This is a genomic window from uncultured Granulicatella sp. (genome assembly GCF_963528315.1).
Classification (GTDB): Bacteria; Bacillota; Bacilli; order Lactobacillales; family Aerococcaceae; genus Granulicatella.
On record NZ_CAURVV010000010.1, the window covers coordinates 37,989 to 55,954 of the forward strand.

General features: G+C 33.8%; 15 protein-coding genes. All 15 read left to right on the forward strand.

Annotated features, from left to right (window positions below):
* Positions 1-6: 6 nt before the first annotated feature.
* Positions 7-2,304 (forward strand): DNA helicase PcrA, encoded by a 2,298-nt coding sequence (gene pcrA / locus RYK07_RS04010; protein ID WP_314852514.1) that lies wholly within the window; start codon positions 7-9, stop codon positions 2,302-2,304.
* Positions 2,305-4,317, forward strand: a complete 2,013-nt coding sequence (gene ligA, locus RYK07_RS04015) for an NAD-dependent DNA ligase LigA (RefSeq protein ID WP_314852515.1) — start codon at positions 2,305-2,307, stop codon at positions 4,315-4,317. It abuts the gene before it with no gap.
* Complete coding sequence (locus RYK07_RS04020; protein WP_314852516.1) at positions 4,314-5,432, forward strand: CamS family sex pheromone protein; 1,119 nt, start codon at positions 4,314-4,316, stop codon at positions 5,430-5,432. The genes ligA and RYK07_RS04020 overlap by 4 nt, the downstream gene beginning before the upstream one ends.
* A 68-nt stretch (positions 5,433-5,500) precedes the next feature.
* Entirely contained in the window at positions 5,501-5,800 is a 300-nt protein-coding gene (gene gatC, locus RYK07_RS04025) for an Asp-tRNA(Asn)/Glu-tRNA(Gln) amidotransferase subunit GatC (protein WP_227931903.1), read from the forward strand.
* 5 nt (positions 5,801-5,805) lie between these two features.
* Positions 5,806-7,263, forward strand: a complete 1,458-nt coding sequence (gatA, locus tag RYK07_RS04030; RefSeq protein WP_314852518.1) for an Asp-tRNA(Asn)/Glu-tRNA(Gln) amidotransferase subunit GatA — start codon at positions 5,806-5,808, stop codon at positions 7,261-7,263.
* A 13-nt stretch (positions 7,264-7,276) separates the two neighbouring features.
* Positions 7,277-8,707, forward strand: coding sequence for an Asp-tRNA(Asn)/Glu-tRNA(Gln) amidotransferase subunit GatB (gatB, locus tag RYK07_RS04035; RefSeq protein ID WP_314852519.1), 1,431 nt, complete (start codon positions 7,277-7,279; stop codon positions 8,705-8,707).
* A 146-nt stretch (positions 8,708-8,853) separates the two neighbouring features.
* A complete protein-coding gene (locus tag RYK07_RS04040; protein WP_314852520.1) occupies positions 8,854-9,264 on the forward strand; it encodes a DUF1934 domain-containing protein in 411 nt (136 codons plus the stop codon).
* 62 nt (positions 9,265-9,326) lie between these two features.
* The gene (rpoE, locus tag RYK07_RS04045; protein ID WP_006703627.1) at positions 9,327-9,935 is read left to right on the forward strand and encodes a DNA-directed RNA polymerase subunit delta; all 609 of its coding nucleotides are present in this window, start codon (positions 9,327-9,329) and stop codon (positions 9,933-9,935) included.
* Between the two features lie 84 nt (positions 9,936-10,019).
* Complete coding sequence (locus tag RYK07_RS04050; protein WP_314852521.1) at positions 10,020-10,448, forward strand: GtrA family protein; 429 nt, start codon at positions 10,020-10,022, stop codon at positions 10,446-10,448.
* Positions 10,449-10,538: 90 nt separating this feature from the next.
* Complete coding sequence (metG, locus tag RYK07_RS04055) at positions 10,539-12,551, forward strand: methionine--tRNA ligase (protein WP_314852522.1); 2,013 nt, start codon at positions 10,539-10,541, stop codon at positions 12,549-12,551.
* An 87-nt stretch (positions 12,552-12,638) separates the two neighbouring features.
* Complete coding sequence (gene brnQ / locus RYK07_RS04060; RefSeq protein ID WP_314852523.1) at positions 12,639-14,000, forward strand: branched-chain amino acid transport system II carrier protein; 1,362 nt, start codon at positions 12,639-12,641, stop codon at positions 13,998-14,000.
* Between the two features lie 14 nt (positions 14,001-14,014).
* Positions 14,015-15,043 carry a YdcF family protein gene (locus tag RYK07_RS04065; protein WP_314852524.1) on the forward strand — a complete coding sequence of 343 codons (1,029 nt, stop codon included), beginning with the start codon at positions 14,015-14,017 and terminating at the stop codon, positions 15,041-15,043.
* Between the two features lie 180 nt (positions 15,044-15,223).
* Positions 15,224-16,048 carry an ABC transporter ATP-binding protein gene (locus tag RYK07_RS04070; RefSeq protein WP_314405489.1) on the forward strand — a complete coding sequence of 275 codons (825 nt, stop codon included), beginning with the start codon at positions 15,224-15,226 and terminating at the stop codon, positions 16,046-16,048.
* Complete coding sequence (locus RYK07_RS04075; RefSeq protein WP_314405490.1) at positions 16,041-16,769, forward strand: ABC transporter permease; 729 nt, start codon at positions 16,041-16,043, stop codon at positions 16,767-16,769. Before RYK07_RS04070 ends, RYK07_RS04075 begins: the two co-directional genes overlap by 8 nt.
* A gap of 328 nt (positions 16,770-17,097) precedes the next feature.
* Positions 17,098-17,478, forward strand: a complete 381-nt coding sequence (locus RYK07_RS04080) for a hypothetical protein (protein ID WP_314348964.1) — start codon at positions 17,098-17,100, stop codon at positions 17,476-17,478.
* The last annotated feature ends 488 nt before the right edge of the window (positions 17,479-17,966 follow it).

Below are 17,966 nucleotides of genomic sequence, written 5' to 3' on the forward strand. Positions count from 1 at the left end.
GACTTTGTGAGTATTTCGGCGAAATTACTAGAAGGAATGAATGAACGTCAAAAAGAGGCGGTTCAACATACTCAAGGCCCATTGTTGATTATGGCAGGTGCTGGTAGTGGGAAAACAAGAGTACTGACGCACCGTATGGCGTATATTTTAGCAGAAGAAGAGGTTCATCCTTGGAATATTTTAGCGATTACCTTTACGAATAAAGCAGCACGTGAAATGAAAGAGCGAGTGAGTCAATTAGTTGGACCGCAAGCAGAAGATATGTGGGTATCTACTTTCCACTCGATGTGTGTGCGTATTTTAAGAAGGGATATCGAATTATTAGGCTATCAACGTTCTTTTACAATTTGTGACCCAAGTGAACAACAAACGGCAATGAAACGAATTTTAAAGAAATTAGATATTGATAGTGAAAAATATGATTATCGCATGATTTTAAATCGAATTAGCCAAGCAAAAAATGATTTAGAAGATGTAGAAAAATTTAGTGAAAAATATACGGGATATGTGGAACAAATTATTGCGAAATGTTATCGTGAATATCAAAAAGAATTAGCCAAAAGTATGACGCTAGATTTTGATGATTTAATTATGTTGACGGTACAATTATTCCAAAAACATCCGGAAACATTGCAGTATTATCAACAAAAATTCCAATATATCCATGTAGATGAGTATCAAGATACAAACCATGCTCAATATCGATTAGTAACGATGTTAGCGAAGAAATTCAAAAATATTTGTGTCGTTGGGGATGCAGACCAAAGTATTTATGGTTGGCGTGGTGCTGACATGAGTAATATTTTAGAATTTGAAAAAGATTATCAAAACGCAAAAGTTGTTTTATTAGAACAAAATTATCGTTCAACAAAAACGATTTTACAAGCAGCGAACCATGTCATTGAAAATAACTTTAATCGTAAAGTGAAGAAATTATGGACTGAAAATGATGAAGGACAACCGATTACGTATTATCGTGCTCAATCGGAGCAAGATGAAGGGCGTTATGTATTGTCACAAATTCAAAGTCTATTAAGAGATGGATATAACTATGATGATTTTGCGATTTTATATCGTACAAATGCGCAATCTCGTGTGATGGAAGAAAATTTATTAAAATCAAATATTCCATTCCGTTTAGTCGGTGGGCAACGATTCTTCGAGAGACTAGAAATTAAGGATTTACTAGCGTATTTACGTTTAATTGTAAATCCTCAAGATGATTTAAGTTTTAGAAGAATTGTGAATAGTCCAAAACGAGGAATAGGAGCAACTTCTTTAGATAAATTAAATGATTTTGCTTCTATGCATCAATTTTCATTATTAGAAGCCAGTTCGCAAACTGCACTTTCTCCTCTATCAGGAAAAGCGGCAAAGGCTTTAGAAAAATTTGCTGAAATGATTGAAGATTTAAGAAAAATGCAAGAATTTCTATCAATAAGTGAGTTTGTAGAACAAGTGATTGAAAAAACAGGATATCTTGCCTCTTTAGAGCAACAACATACAATGGAAGCTGATGCGAGAATTGAAAATATTCAAGAGTTTATCTCAGTGGCAAAACAATTCGAACAAGATCGATTAGAAGAAGAGTCAGAAGATTCGCCATTATTACAATTTTTAACAGATTTATCTTTAGTTTCTGATGCAGATAGTGATGAAGGTGATGGACGTATGGTAACATTGATGACCCTTCACGCTGCTAAAGGACTTGAGTTCCCAGTTGTATTTATTATCGGTTTGGAAGAAGGGATTTTCCCAAGTTTAAGAAGTATGATGGAGAATGGCGACGATGTGGAAGAAGAACGTCGTTTAGCGTATGTAGGAATTACCCGTGCAGAACAAAAATTATATTTAACAAATGCGTATTCCAGATTATTATATGGACGAACACAATCCAATCGTCCATCAAGATTCATTTTAGAAATTGGAGAAGAATTGTTTGATTCTAAACAACAGCAATCCTATGGACATACAAGTAGAGAGTCTTCCTCATTTGTTTCGAAAACTTCGTCTTCGGGTTCATTATTTGATAAATATAGAGCGAAATCTCAGGCAACTGCTTATCAACCAAAAGCAGTGCAACCTTCAAGCATCCAACCAGTTCGTAAACAGACCGTGGCTGCAAATGATGGTGCTGTATGGAAAGTGGGCGACAAAGTCATGCATAAGAAATGGAATGTTGGAACAGTCGTTAAAGTAACGGGTGAAGGTACGAATCAAGAAATTGATGTTGCTTTTGCAGGAATGGGCATTAAACGATTATTAGCAAGTTTTGCACCAATTGAAAGAATAGAGGAGTCGTAAATGGATACTTCAGTAGAACAAAAAATCCAACAATTAAGAGAACAATTGAATCGTTGGAGTCATGAATATTATGTTCAAGATCGTCCAACCGTTACGGATCATGAGTATGATGAAGCGTATCATGAACTAGTGCGATTAGAAACGGAGTATCCAGAATTGATTACTCCAGATTCTCCAACTCAACGTGTTGGAGGAATTGTGTTAGACAGTTTTGAAAAAGTTACCCATCAAAACCCAATGTTGAGTTTATCAAATGCTTTTTCAAAAGAAGATTTACAAGCATTTGATGATCGAATTAAAAAATTAACGAATCGCACAATTGACTATGTGTGCGAATTGAAAATTGACGGTTTATCTGTAGCGCTAACGTATCAAGAAGGTCAGTTAGTTCTAGGTGCTACAAGAGGAGATGGGGTAATAGGGGAAGATATTACGCATAATATTCGAACGGTTAAATCTGTTCCTCTTTCATTAGAACAACCATGGTCGATTGAAGTTCGTGGGGAATGTTATATGCCGAAGAAATCGTTCCAACAACTAAATCAATCAAGGGAAGAAGAAGGGTTAGAAGTATTTGCAAATCCTAGAAATGCAGCTGCAGGAAGTTTAAGACAATTAGATTCTAAAGTAGCAGCTAGTAGAAATTTAGCAGTATTTCTATATCAAAGCCCTAGTGTAGAAGCTTTAGAAGTAGCTTCTCAAATGGAGGTGCTAGAAAAAATGCAAGCATTAGGCTTTGTGACGAATCAAGAAAGAGCTTTATGTCACTCGATTGATGAAGTATGGGCATTTATTGAAAAAATGACAGTGGAGAGAAATAATCTTCCTTATGAAATTGATGGAATTGTGATTAAGGTCAATGACTTTAAAGCGCAAGAAGAAATTGGATTTACCGTAAAAGCTCCAAAATGGGCAATTGCTTATAAATTCCCTGCAGAAGAAGCACAGACCATTGTGCGAGAGATTGAATGGACAGTAGGACGTACAGGAGTAGTCACGCCGACAGCCGTCATGGATCCGGTATTTCTTGCAGGAACTACTGTGAAACGTGCTAGCTTACATAATGTAGATTTAATTCGAGAAAGAGATATTCGAATTGGAGATACGGTTGTCGTTCATAAAGCGGGCGATATTATTCCAGAAGTAACTCGAGTGATTTTAGAAAAACGTCCAGAAGGATTACCACCGTATGAAATTCCAGAAAAATGTCCTTCGTGTTCGAACCCACTCGTTCATTTAGAAGAAGAGGTTGCTTTAAGATGTATGAATCCAAAATGTCCTGCTCTTCTAAAAGAAGGATTAACTCATTTTGTATCGAGAGATGCGATGAATATGTCTGGAGTTGGAACAAGAATCATTCATCAATTATTTGAAAGTGGATTGGTTCAAGATGTGGCAGATTTATATCACTTAACAATGGAACAATTATTAACACTCGATAAAATTCAAGAAAAATCTGCGCAGAAAATTTTACAGGCGATTGAAACGAGTAAAAAAAATTCACTAGAGCGTTTATTAACAGGTTTAGGTATTCGAAATGTCGGATCAAAAGCAGCGAAAGATTTAGCAATGCATTTTGAAACAATGGAGAACCTTCAAAAATCGACTGCGGAAGAATTGGTTGCCATTGAAGGGTTAGGAGAAGTTATTGCGCATAGCGTTCTTGCTTATTTTAACCAAGAAACCGTTCAAGAAATGTTAGAAGAATTAAAAACAGCAGGCGTTAATATGCGTTATTTAGGGAAAGCTAAGTCAGTCGTTTTAGAAGATTCTTTATTAGCTGGAAAAACAGTTGTGTTAACAGGAACGTTAGAACAGATGACACGACAAGAAGCTAAAGAAGCGATTGAGTCTCTAGGTGGAAAAGTGACGGGATCTGTTTCTAAAAAAACAGACTTAGTGATTGCTGGAGCTCAAGCAGGAAGTAAGTTAACAAAGGCAGAATCTTTAGGGATTTTAGTATGGGATGAAGAACAATTTAGAACAATCATTGAAGGAAAGGAATCGTTATGAAGAAAAAAATCATCACTCTGGCTAGTGCAACAATGATGTTATTAGCAGGGTGTGCGAATATTAATCAGGCAACACAAAAAAATGTTGAATCAGAATCTTCACGTGCAAAAGTGGCTCAACCAACAACAAACCAATTGTCGAATCAATTTTATCGAGCGTTGATTACGAATGGTAAGTATCAAGTAAGTAAAACTCGTGGAGCAACATTAAGTTTAAATACTGGATTTAACTTAAGAAATTTTGAATCAGGATTAATTGAATTATCACGTGCAGTTTTTCCAACGAATCAATATTTCTTTAGAGAAGGACAAGTTATTGATTCAACAACAACAAATCAATGGGTCGCTCGTAAATCTGAGAAAAATCCAGATGGATTAAACCCAGAAGATAATGGTGAAACAGATCCAAGTAAGAGAAATCCATATTATTTAGCGCAAATTTTAGAACAAGATTTCATGATTCAAACAGAAAATAATTATGAACTAGGTGGGATTAGTATCGGTCTTGCGATGAATTCAGTAGATTATTACACTGCTGGAGATAAAGATGCAGAACAAGAAATTTCTAATGAAGAAATGTTGAAACAAGCAAAATCAATTGCTAATACAGTATTAACTCGTTTACGTCAAAATGATGCATTAAAGACAGTGCCGATTGTGTTTGGAATCTTTAAGCAAGCTCCTAAAGACGATATCGGTGGAGGAGTTTATATTTTAGAAGCTACTTCAGTAGAAGGTACTGAAATTACAAATTGGACAAATATGAATCAAAAAATTGTAGTATTACCATTAATTGATGGTAATCCAACAGAAGAATCATCAGCTTTTGAAAACTTTAGAACAGAAGTTCAAAACTTCTTCCCGAATTTGTCAGGAGTAACCGCAAAAGTTTATTATCAAGAAAATGCGCCTAAAAAAATGGTTGTTAATATTATGACTCAATTTTATGGAGAATCAGAAATTATTGCTTTAGCGCAACATGTAACAGATGTTGCGAATAAATACTTACCAAAAACAACACCGGTAGAAGTTCGTATTTCATCGATTAATGGTATGGAAGCATTCTTAATGCAAGATACAACTCAAGGTGTGTTTACGTATCATGTTTTTGATTAAAGATTGACATAAAAGGTACGTGCCTTTTACAATAGAAACGAAAGAAAAGTAGAAAGTGAGGAACAGTCATGGCAATTGAAGAATCAGAAGTACGTCACGTTGCAAAATTGGCGAAATTATCATTTGCAGATCATGAGATTTTACATTTCACAGAGCAAATGAGTGATATCATCGATATGGTAGAACAATTAAAAGAAGTGGATACAACAGGAGTAGAAGTGACAACTCATGGATATTCATTAGTGAATGTTTTACGTGAAGATGTGCCGGTAAAAGGAACAGATCGTGATTTGTTAATGAGAAATGTAAAAACAAGCGAGGATGGATTTATCCAAGTACCTGCAATTATGGGTGAAGGAGAGGAGTAAGACGCATGAGTTTATTAGAAAATCAAACATTAGTAAGCTTGCATGAAGGTTTAGTTCAAAAGAAATTTACTTCTCAAGAATTAACAAGTGCAACATTTGAAAAAATTCAAGCACTAGATGATAAAGTTGGAGCTTTCTTAGCATTAAATGAAGAAGAAGCAATGGCTCAAGCAAAAGCTGCGGATGAAAAAGGTTATGATTCAACTCTTTCTCTTCAAGGATTACCAATCGGGATTAAAGATAATATTGTAACTCGTGATTTAATCACAACAGCTGCAAGTCGTATGTTGGAAGATTTCAATCCAATTTATGATGCACATGTAATGGACTTGTTGAAAAAAACAGGTGCCGTGAATGTAGGGAAATTAAACATGGATGAATTTGCCATGGGTGGTTCGACAGAAAATTCTTATTTCAAGAAAACTAGAAACCCTTGGGATTTAACAAAAGTTCCTGGAGGATCTTCAGGTGGTTCTGCAGCAGCTGTAGCAGCTGGAGAAGTATTAGCCACTTTAGGTTCTGATACAGGTGGTTCGATTCGTCAACCTGCAAGTTTTACAGGGATTGTTGGAATGAAACCAACATATGGTCGTGTATCTCGTTATGGATTAATTGCCTTTGCATCAAGCTTAGACCAAATTGGACCATTAACTCGTACAGTTAAAGATAATGCATTAGTATTAGAAGCAATCAGTGGATATGATCACCGTGATTCTACAAGTGTGAATGTACCTGTTCCAAATTATTACCAACAAATTAATGGGAATATTAAAGGATTAAAAATTGCTTTACCAGTAGAATATTTAGGAGATGGAATTGATCCTGAAATTCGTAAAGCAGTCTTAAAAGCAGCTGAACAATATCGTGCATTAGGAGCAACGGTAGAAGAAGTGAGCTTACCTTATTCTAAATATGGTATTCCTGCATACTATATTATTGCTTCTTCAGAAGCGTCTTCTAACTTACAACGTTTTGACGGTATTCGTTATGGACACCGTTCAGCTGAAGCGAAAACTTTAGAAGATTTATATGTTATGAGCCGTACTGAGGGATTCGGTATGGAAGTAAAACGTCGTATTATGTTAGGAACATTTTCATTAAGTTCTGGTTACTATGATGCTTACTTCAAAAAAGCAGGACAAGTTCGTACATTAATTAAACAAGATTTTGCGAATGTATTTGCTAACTATGATTTAATTTTAGGACCTGTAACAACTTCAACTGCTTATGGAATTGGCGAAAGAAATGATGATCCAATTGAAATGTATATGGCAGACTTATTAACAGTTCCTGTAAACTTAGCAGGTCTTCCAGCGATTTCTGTACCTGCTGGATTCTCTAGTGAAGGTTTACCAATTGGTATCCAATTAATCGGAAATTACTTCCAAGAACAAACTATTTATCAAGCTGCATTTGCATTTGAACAAGCAAATGACTATTACTTAAAACAAGCAAACGTATAAGGAGGAAAATAAGATGAATTTTGAAACAATTATTGGGCTAGAAGTTCACGTAGAGTTAAAAACAGATTCAAAAATCTTCTCTCCTTCACCAGCTCATTTTGGAGCAGAGCCAAATACAAATACAACCGTTATTGACTGGGGATATCCAGGGGTACTTCCAGTTATTAACAAACGTGCCATTGAATTTGGAATGCGTGCAGCATTAGCCTTAAACTGTGAAATTTCACAACATACAAAATTTGACCGTAAAAACTATTTCTACCCTGATAATCCAAAAGCGTATCAAATTTCTCAATTTGATTACCCAATTGGTCATGATGGATGGATTGATATTGAAGTAGAAGGAAAAACAAAACGTATCCGTATCGAGCGTGTTCACTTAGAAGAAGATGCTGGTAAAAATACTCACGGAACGGATGGTTTCTCATATGTAGACTTAAACCGTCAAGGAACTCCATTAATTGAGATTGTATCTGAAGCGGATATGCGTTCTCCTGAAGAAGCCTATGCTTATTTAGAAGCATTACGTCAAATTATTATGTTTACAGGCGTATCAGATGTGAAAATGGAAGAAGGATCAATGCGTTGTGATGCGAATATTTCTCTACGTCCTTATGGGCAAGAAAAATTCGGTACAAAAACAGAGTTGAAAAACTTAAACTCATTTAACAACGTTCGTAAAGGGTTAGCATTTGAAGAAGTGCGTCAAGCTCAAGTATTACGTAGCGGTGGCGTTATTGGTCAAGAAACAAGACGTTTTGATGAATCGAACGGGCAAACAATTTTAATGCGTGTGAAAGAAGGGTCAAGTGACTACCGTTACTTCCCAGAACCAGACCTACCAAACTTAGAAATTTCAGATGAATGGGTGGAAGAAGTTCGTCAATCGATTCCTGAAATGCCAACGGTTCGTCGTGAACGTTATGTTCGTGAATTTGGTTTACCAGAATATGATGCAATGGTATTAACTTTATCAAAAGAAATGTCTGATTTCTTTGATGAAACAGTTGCAGCAGGTAGCGATCCAAAATTAGCTTCTAACTGGTTGATGGGAGATATTTCTGCTCATTTAAATAGTAAAAAATTAGAATTACATGATTTATTATTAACTCCACAAAGTTTAGCAGAAATGATTCAATTAATTGGCGACGGAACAATCAGCTCTAAATTAGCGAAGAAAGTATTCTTATTATTAGCTGAAGAAGGCGGAACTGCTCGTCAAGTTGTTGAAAAACATGGTATGATTCAATTAAGTGATCCATCACAATTATTACCAATTATTCAAGATGTGTTAGCTAATAACGCACAGTCTATTGAAGACTTCAAAAATGGTAAAGATCGTGCAGTTGGTTTCTTAGTGGGTCAAATTATGAAACAAACAAAAGGAAAAGCAAATCCTGGAGTTGTAAACCAATTATTACAAGAAGAATTAGCAAAATATTAATAACTGAGAGAACTTGAATGCAGTAGATAGTCTTCTACTGTTTACAAGTGAAATAGTCACTGGGGGTGAATAGAAAACGGAATGAAATTTCCGACTTTTATTCACTCCTTCTCTCTTTTTCATAAAGAATGAATGGAGGTGTCAAAATGATTCGAGTTCATACAAAAATTATCCAAGCCGGAGAAACTTTACAAACGAAATTAGAAGCACCGATTGAATCAATTGAATGGAAGACTGAACAGAAACAATTAGCGTTGTCTTATCACGAAAAAGAAACTCAAACAAAAGTAGATTTACTTGTATCTGATGGAGAAATCCAATTATTCCGTAAAGGTGAAGTAGCTAGTCAATTAGTATTCCAACATCAAAAGAAAACAAAGGGTCGTTATCAATTAGCTCAAGGACAAGAAATTTTATTTGAGATTAAAACGAAGAATGTAGAAGTTTCGTCTGATTGGAAACAAATTTCCTTTGAATACCAATTATCTCAATTAGGAGAAAATTTAGGAGAATTTACAGTAAATATGGAAATTCTTAAAGAAAACATTGTGCAATAGTAGCGTATCATGGCTTTTGTGTGCTATACTGTTAAGGAATATGTGGAAAGGAAGTGTATCCTTTGGAATTAAAAGCACTGGATGGAATCAACAAAAATGAATTATCAATGGTTGAAGTAGCACATGCTATCTTGGAAGTAAAACAAGAAGTGATGGACTTTAATCAATTATTAGTAGAAGTTCAATCATATATGGAGTTAAGCGATGAGCAATTAGAAGCACGCATGGCTCGTTTTTATACAGATTTAAATATTGATGGAAGCTTCATTTCACTTGGAGAAAATCGTTGGGGCTTACGTTCATGGTATCCAATTGATTCAATCGATGAAGAAATTGTTTCATCAATGGATGATGAAGACTTGAAAAAACGTCGTAAAAAACGTAAAAAAGTTAATGCTTTTGGAACTGAAGAAGATCTTATCGATTACAATGATGATGATCCAGAAGATGAAGATGGCTTGTTAGAAGACGAAGAAGATGATGATGTTATCGACTTAGACGATGATGTAGATGATGAAGAAGAAACAGAATTAGATGCATATCGTTCAGATTTAAGTGAATTAGGTGCTGACGAAGACTTAGATGAAGAAGTTAGTGCAGATGAAGATTTATCTATTATTAGTGATGACGAGTTAGATAGTGATTTTGACGAAGAAGAGGATGAATTATAATTCCTCGTTCATCTACAAACGATAACGAATAGATTAGAAAGTGGGAGTGCGTAGCGCTCCTCTTTTTTATAGGGAGGAAAAGTTTTGAAAAAAATTTTATCATCTTTTTTTGATGCGACTTTTCTAAGATTTATATTAGTAGGAGTCGTCAATACACTGGTTGGAACAGCGATTATGTTTTTTTGCTTCAATGTATTAGCATGGAGTTATTGGATTTCAAGTGCGTTGAATTATATAGTGGGAAGCATCGTGAGTTATTTGTTGAATAAGCGATATACTTTCCAGCAAAAAGGCCATGATTGGAATACTATTTTGAAATTTATCGTGAATATTACTATTTGTTACGTCCTTGCTTATAGCTTCGCGAAACCATTTGTTATATGGTTATTATCAGGACTCTCTACAAATGTACAAGGAAATATTGCGTTATTGGTAGGAATGGTTTTATTTGTTGCATTTAATTATATCGGACAAAGATTTTGGGCTTTTTCACCAAAAAAAGACTTAAAATAATGACTTGCTCAGAAAAGAGTTAGTTGTTTAATTCTAGTAATCGTTATGGTAAAATAACACTATCTATAGATTTAAGGGGGATACTGCCAAATGGCGGAAGATAAGAAAACTTTTTATTTAACAACACCAATTTATTACCCAAGTGGACAATTACATATCGGACATGCATATACAACTGTAGCAAGTGATGCAATGATTCGTTATAAAAAATTACAAGGTTATGATACTTATTTCTTAACAGGAACAGATGAACATGGACAAAAAATTCAACAAAAAGCTCAAGAAGCAGGAGTGAGCGAAATTGAATTTGTTGATAATATTATTTTTGGGATTCAAGATTTATGGAAAAAATTAGATGTTTCTTATGATGATTTTATTCGTACAACACAACCTCGTCATAAAAAATCTGTACAGAAAATTTTCCAAAAATTAGTGGATAATGGCGATATTTACTTAGGAGAATATGAAGGATGGTATTCTGTGAGTGATGAAGAATACTTTACAGAATCTCAATTAGTGGAAGTGTATCGTGATGCAGATGGAAAAATGATTGGGGGAGTGGCTCCAAGTGGTCATGAAGTTCAATTAGTGAAAGAAGAATCTTATTTCTTCAGAATGAGTAAATATGCGGATCGCTTATTACAATACTATGAAGAACATCCAGAATTTATTCAACCTGAATCTCGTAAAAATGAAATGATTAATAATTTCATTAAACCAGGTTTGGAAGATTTAGCCGTTTCTCGTACATCATTTGACTGGGGAATTCCAGTACCGAATGATCCAAAACATGTCATTTATGTATGGATTGATGCGTTATCAAACTATATTACAGCTTTAGGCTATGGAAGTGATGACGAAACATTATTTAACCGTTATTGGCCAGCAGATGTACACTTTATCGGGAAAGAAATCGTTCGTTTCCATACGATTTATTGGCCAATTATGTTAATGGCATTAGATTTACCATTACCGAAGAAAATTTTTGCCCATGGTTGGTTATTAATGAAAGACGGTAAAATGTCTAAATCTAAAGGAAATGTCGTTGACCCTAACACATTAATTGAACGTTATGGTTTAGATGCTTTACGTTACTATTTATTACGTGAAGTACCATTTGGTTCAGATGGTATTTTCACTCCAGAATCATTTGTAGAACGTATTAATTATGACTTAGCAAATGACTTAGGAAACTTATTAAACCGTACAGTAGCGATGATTAATAAATATTTTGATGGAACAATTCCAACTTATTCTGCTCCAGTTTCAAGCTTCGACCATGAATTAGTAGAAGCTTCAAAAGTGATGATTGAAGAAGTAGAAGCAGCAATGGAAGAAATGCAATTCTCAGTTGCATTATCAGCGATTTGGAAATTTGTTTCTCGTACAAATAAATATATTGATGAAACAACTCCATGGGCAGCTGTAAAAGATGAAGCTCGTCAAGAAGAATTAGCTCGTACAATGAGTTATTTAGCAGAAAGCTTACGTATTATTGCGGTGGCTTTACAACCATTCTTAACACAAACGCCAGGAGAAATCTTAGCACAATTAGGAATTCACGACGAAGCTTTACGTGACTATCCTTCGCTTCATACATTTGGAGTGATTCCAGCAGGTACAACAGTTGTTGAAAAAGGACAACCAATTTTCCCACGTTTAGATATGGAAGAAGAAGTTGCTTATATTCAAGGTAAAATGGGTGGAACGGTGAAAGAAGAAGTAGCGACAGAATGGAACCCAGAAGAAGTGGAATTAACAACTGAAAAAGAAGCCATCAAATATGATGACTTTGACAAGTTAGAATTAAAAGTTGCAGAAGTCATTGACTGTAAACCAGTGGAAGGTGCAGATAAATTATTACAATTCCGATTAGATGCAGGAGATGCTGGCGGACACCGTCAAATTTTATCTGGTATCGCTCAATGGTATCCAAATCCAGAAGAGTTTATCGGTAAAAAAGTAGTGATTGTCGCAAACTTAAAACCACGTAAGATGAGAGGACAAATTAGTCAAGGAATGATCTTATCGGCAGAAAAAGATGGAGTATTACAAGTAGTTTTAGCTCCTCAAGAAATGCCAAATGGTTCATTTGTTTCATAATCAATAGAGAACACAATTATTGTAGGGAGAGTACGTTGCTTTACAACGTACTCTTTCGCATATTATAAGAGAAAAGGAGAAGGTAAGATGAAGAAGGGCTTGTTAACAGGTTTATTATTATTTGGTTTCTTTTTTGGGGCAGGAAATTTAATCTTTCCGCCTTCATTAGGATTGTTTTCTGGTGAGTATTTCTGGCCAGCGATTGCGGGATTTATTTTATCCGGTGTCGGTATTCCCATTATTACATTAATTGTAGGTGCAACGAGTAATGGAAGTTTTAAACATGAATTAGAAACTAAAGTTCATTCAGTATTTGCGGTAGCATTTTTAGCTATTTTATATTTATCGATTGGACCATTCTTTGCGATTCCAAGAACAGCAACTGTTTCGTATTCGATTAGTATTCAGCCATTTGAGTCAGCTTTAGCCTCAATGGGAATTTCAGGTACTTTATCATCATTTATTTATACAGTGTTATATTTTGCTGCAGCATATTGGATTGCAATTCATCGTTCAACGATTTTAAATAGTATCGGGAAAATTTTAACACCATTATTTGCAGGATTAATTTTAGTTTTAGTGTTATTAGGAGCGATTAAATACGCAGGAGTAGCACCAATGCAAGCAGCAACGGCGTATCAAAATGGTGGTTCGTTTGGAAATGGATTTATTGAAGGGTACAATACATTAGATGCCCTAGCTTCTGTTGCCTTTTGTGTGGTAGCGGTAAATACATTGAAGAAATTCCATTTTTCTTCAAAAGAAGAATTTACAAAAACGATTATCGGTGTAGGTTTAGTAACGGCTGTAGGATTTAGTATTTTATATTTAGGATTAGCAAATCTTGGAAATCATTTTACAGTGCCAGCAGATGTATTAGCAGATAATGCAGTTAATAAAGGGTCTTATATTTTGGCAGCTGCTTCAAAAGATATTTTTGGAGTATTTGGACAAATATTTTTAGGCGCAATGGTTATTTTAACGTGCTTTACAACAACAGTCGGATTAATTGTTTCAACTGGAGAATTCTTTGAAGAATTATTCCCTAAATATTCTTATAAAGTATATGCAACAGTTTTCTCTTTCATTGGATTTGGAATTTCTAATTTAGGATTAAATACAGTAATTAAGTTTTCATTGCCGGTATTATTAATTTTATATCCAATTACAATTATTATGGTTATATTAATTCTTTTAAATAAATTTGTTCCTCTTTCTAAAATTGGAATGCAGTTAACGGTTGGGTTAACAGTTCTAGTATCCGTATTAACAGTATTAGGAGACACTTTAAAATTATCTGCATTATCTACTGTGATGCACCAATTACCATTTTCTACTTTATCATTAGGGTGGATTGTTCCAGCTTTAGTAGGAATCGTGATTGCTTTGATTTTAAGTGATAAACAAAAAGGTGAAGCTTTTGATTTTGAAAAAATTTTAGCAGAGTAAGAAGGTAGGCGGATATGTTTTTATATGGAATTACGACAATCGTATTGATAGCTCTACTTTTTTCAATGTGGAAGGATAATCGCAGTTTATGGAATCCAGCTTTATTAGTCATTGAAGTGTTGTTTTTATATCTATCCATTGCGAATCTCTTTTTCAGCTCTGGGTATGAAAATGCTCATTTGGTGATGATAGTAGGAATTTTACTCATTCCTGTTCTGATTCTTTTGAGTGGTTTATTTTTAATCGTTAATGGCTTTATTTTGTTAAAAAAAGAAGGTTTTTCTAAAGCGAATCTTCTTTCTCCTATTATGGGGATTGTGATTTTATTATTCTTTGTTTTTATGTGGATTCGAGTGGGGCTAGTTACAAATAATTTTTTCATTTATAATCCGTGGTTTAATATACTATTTATGTTTATCATTTATTCTTATATTATTTTTGGATTTGCATTTGTAGGATTTATGATGTACTCCTGTGTCTATTTATGGGTACCGAAGAAACAGCATTATGATTTTATTATTATTCATGGTGCCGGATTGTTAGATGGGGAAAGAGTTACGCCTCTTCTAAAAAAGAGAATTGATAAAGCTGTACAAGCATTTCATCAATCAAAAAATCCTCAGATTCGACTTATTGCAAGTGGTGGACAAGGTAGTGATGAAAAAATATCTGAAGCACAAGCGATGTATAACTATTTAGTGGAACATACAGATGTGCCAAAAGAAGCTATTATATTAGAAGAAAAATCTACAACTACTTATGAAAATTTACTGTTCTCTAAAGAACTAGGTGAGCAATTAGTGGAAAATCCTCGATTTTTATTTGTGACAAATGATTATCATGTATTTCGTACGAGTACGTATGCTCGACAAATTGGAATGCAAGGGGATGGTTTAGGTTGCTCCACTGCAAGTTATTATATTCCGTCCGCTTTTATTCGTGAATATGTAGCGATGTGTGTGAAAATGAAAAAACTCTTTATAGGGTTTGAATTACTGTATGTTCTATTGGTTTTATTATCGTATCGAGGCATATTGTGGTAGAAAGTTAAATAGATGATAGGGAAGGCATACCGATTTCGGTATGCTTTTTTTGTCGTGACGATTTGCACGAGAAGTCGTGACTAAAGTCATTGTAGGTAGTGACTCTAGGCACTACTGAGAAAAAGAATTTTTTTCTATAATAAATTCATCAGTTAGGAAATCAGTAAAGAGGGGATAAACATGATTGTAGTAAAAAATGTAACAAAAAAATTTGGACAAAAAGTAGCTTTAGAAGAAATTTCTTTTGAAGTGAAGAAAGGAGAAATTTTTGGATTCTTAGGGCCGTCTGGTTCAGGGAAAACAACAATGATTAAAATTTTAACGGGTCAATTAAATTCCGATAAAGGACAAACAGAATTGTTAGGAAAAGTATCTGAGAAGCTAACTCCAGCAGATTTAGAACAAATCGGATTAGTGAGTGATACGAGTGGATTTTATGAAAAACTAAGCCTATATAAAAATTTACAAGCTTATGCAAAATTATATGGAAAACCAAATGCACGAGTAGATGAAGTGTTAAAACAAGTTGATTTATACGATAGTAAAAATTTAGCAGCAGAAAAACTATCGACAGGAATGAAACAAAGAATGTTTCTAGCAAGAGCTTTAATCAATAAGCCACAAGTATTATTTTTAGATGAGCCAACAAGCGGATTAGATCCAACCACTTCTAAGAAAATCCATGAATTATTATTAGACCTGAAAGAATCAGGAACTACGATTTTCTTAACAACACACGATATGAACGAAGCAACATTATTATGTGACCGTCTAAGTTTATTGAATCGAGGACATTTAATTGAATATGGCACACCTTCTTCGATTATTCAAAAGTATAATCACGAGAAAAAAGTTCAATTAACATTCGCAGATGAAACACAAACAGAAATTACATTTGAAGCATTAGGACAAACAGATTTAGCACAAGTCGTTGCGATTCACTCATGTGAACCAACTTTAGAAGAAATATTTATTCAATTGACAGGAGAGAAATTAAATGATTAAACGATTAACTGCCTTAATTTGGCTACGCACACAAGTATTATTAAGTAACAGCACTTTATTAGCAACTATTCTATTACCGTATGGATTGTTAGTGTTATATAATCAATTTATGAATGCAGATGGACAACATTCTTCGTATATGGTATTCATGTGTTTATCATTAGCATTCTCAGTTTCACTAGGAAGTTTGACTTCTTTAACCATTGCAGAAGATAAGGAAAAGAAAAACTTGAAATCTTTATTACTCAGTGGTGTTAGAAATGGAGAATATTTATTATCTGCACTATTTTATCCAGTCGTTGTTGGACTTGTAACAATTGTAAGTTTTCCAATGATTGTAAATGCAGACTTTGGGAAACACTCAGGAGAATATTTTGTAGTAGCGATTGTTGTGGGACTATGTATTGTTTTATTAAACTTATTAATTGCTTCACTTTCTAATACTCAATCTCAAGCGCAAGTGAATGGTTTAGTTCCTATGATGGCTATTTCATTCTTACCATTGTTCTCTGGATTAAGTGAGACTGCTTCTAAAATTGCTCATTATACATTTATGGGTGTTTACGTAGACTTCTTTACAAAAGAAAGTTTTGAGTTAAGTTTTGAAACAATTGGTGTAGCATTAGCTTGGTTAGTAGGGTTATTCTTAGTAAACTTAATTGTATTAAATCCAACACGTAAAGAAATCTTTTTAGCAAAACTAGCAAAGAAGGCTGTGTAAGGGCGAATTAGGTGTTTTGACTTTATAGTCAAAACACCTTTTTTAGTAAATTCTCAATCTAAGTTCTAGTTTTGATACTTAACTAGAACTTACTTTGAAACTTTATACAAGAAAACAGAAGACTAACACAGGTAAAGAGGAACGAGTTAGACCTATAAAACTGGGTTGAAATATGGTATAATATTATGAATGTCGAGTGAAATAAACTTGAATTTGTTGAGGATAAAGTACCTTTTGTAGAATTACTAAAAAAGCTAAAGTAGATAAATAAAAATTAGAAGTTGTGGGGGACTAATGATAATTTTCACACCACATTAAGGAGGTTGAGATGAAAAATATAGATATTTTTGTACATGAAAAATATAACAAAGCTGATTACGAAAAGGTAGCAGAACATATCTATAAAACGTATGACGATTTTATGAAAAGTGATTGCTTTGTTACTTCATTAAAATTTGTTCAAGAACCAGAATTAGGAGAAGGAGTTAGTCCGAGGAATATTTCCCAATATCCATTGGAAGATGTTTTAGACAAATTTTATGTGGCAATTCAGGATTTTTATGAAGATTTGAATTATACCAGTGATGAGACTTGTTATTTGGAATTTTCTGCTTCAGATATGGAAGATATACAGAAACTACTTGGAATCGTAAATAAGCATGTATACAATAAGGAAGATGGGGATTATGTAGAGCTGGTAATTGAATAGTGTATTAAAATAATTACGATATAATTTCACGGGTTCTGATAGTAAATGTACAGATATTTGTTCAAAAAAAGATAGTTACAAATCCCAGTTTGTCAAAGTAAAACAATTAAATAAAAACAATAATATAGCAACTTATGAAACAGTAAATCGAAAAAGGTTTACTGTTTTTTCTTTGTCTAAAAATGGAAAGGAGGACACATAGAAGAAGAAAAAAGAGATATAAAAAAACTACAACATAAACAGCTAATAATGGATATTGAAAAAACAAAATATACTGTAAATTTACATTTTAAGAAAGTACAGGCGAAACATACAAAGATAAAATACTGAAGTTAATCAAGAGAGAAACAGAGAAGATATAAATTTATCAAAGAAATTTTGTTTATGTCCTTGACAAATCTTTTCAAATTATTTAGTTTGAATTTCTCACTTCACTATAAAATTATCCCAAAATAAGCTATAATAAGTCAGATAAATAGTAGTAAGTG

Excerpts from the sequence above, each read along its gene's own strand:
- RYK07_RS04080 (WP_314348964.1), top strand. The coding sequence starts at position 17,098 with ATGAAAAATATAGATATTTTTGTACATGAAAAATATAACAAAGCTGAT.
- gatC (WP_227931903.1), top strand. The coding sequence starts at position 5,501 with ATGGCAATTGAAGAATCAGAAGTACGTCACGTTGCAAAATTGGCGAAA.
- RYK07_RS04070 (WP_314405489.1), top strand. The coding sequence starts at position 15,224 with ATGATTGTAGTAAAAAATGTAACAAAAAAATTTGGACAAAAAGTAGCT.
- brnQ (WP_314852523.1), top strand. The coding sequence starts at position 12,639 with ATGAAGAAGGGCTTGTTAACAGGTTTATTATTATTTGGTTTCTTTTTT.
- metG (WP_314852522.1), top strand. The coding sequence starts at position 10,539 with ATGGCGGAAGATAAGAAAACTTTTTATTTAACAACACCAATTTATTAC.
- ligA (WP_314852515.1), top strand. The coding sequence starts at position 2,305 with ATGGATACTTCAGTAGAACAAAAAATCCAACAATTAAGAGAACAATTG.
- RYK07_RS04040 (WP_314852520.1), top strand. The coding sequence starts at position 8,854 with ATGATTCGAGTTCATACAAAAATTATCCAAGCCGGAGAAACTTTACAA.
- RYK07_RS04075 (WP_314405490.1), top strand. The coding sequence starts at position 16,041 with ATGATTAAACGATTAACTGCCTTAATTTGGCTACGCACACAAGTATTA.
- gatB (WP_314852519.1), top strand. The coding sequence starts at position 7,277 with ATGAATTTTGAAACAATTATTGGGCTAGAAGTTCACGTAGAGTTAAAA.
- RYK07_RS04065 (WP_314852524.1), top strand. The coding sequence starts at position 14,015 with ATGTTTTTATATGGAATTACGACAATCGTATTGATAGCTCTACTTTTT.
- gatA (WP_314852518.1), top strand. The coding sequence starts at position 5,806 with ATGAGTTTATTAGAAAATCAAACATTAGTAAGCTTGCATGAAGGTTTA.
- RYK07_RS04020 (WP_314852516.1), top strand. The coding sequence starts at position 4,314 with ATGAAGAAAAAAATCATCACTCTGGCTAGTGCAACAATGATGTTATTA.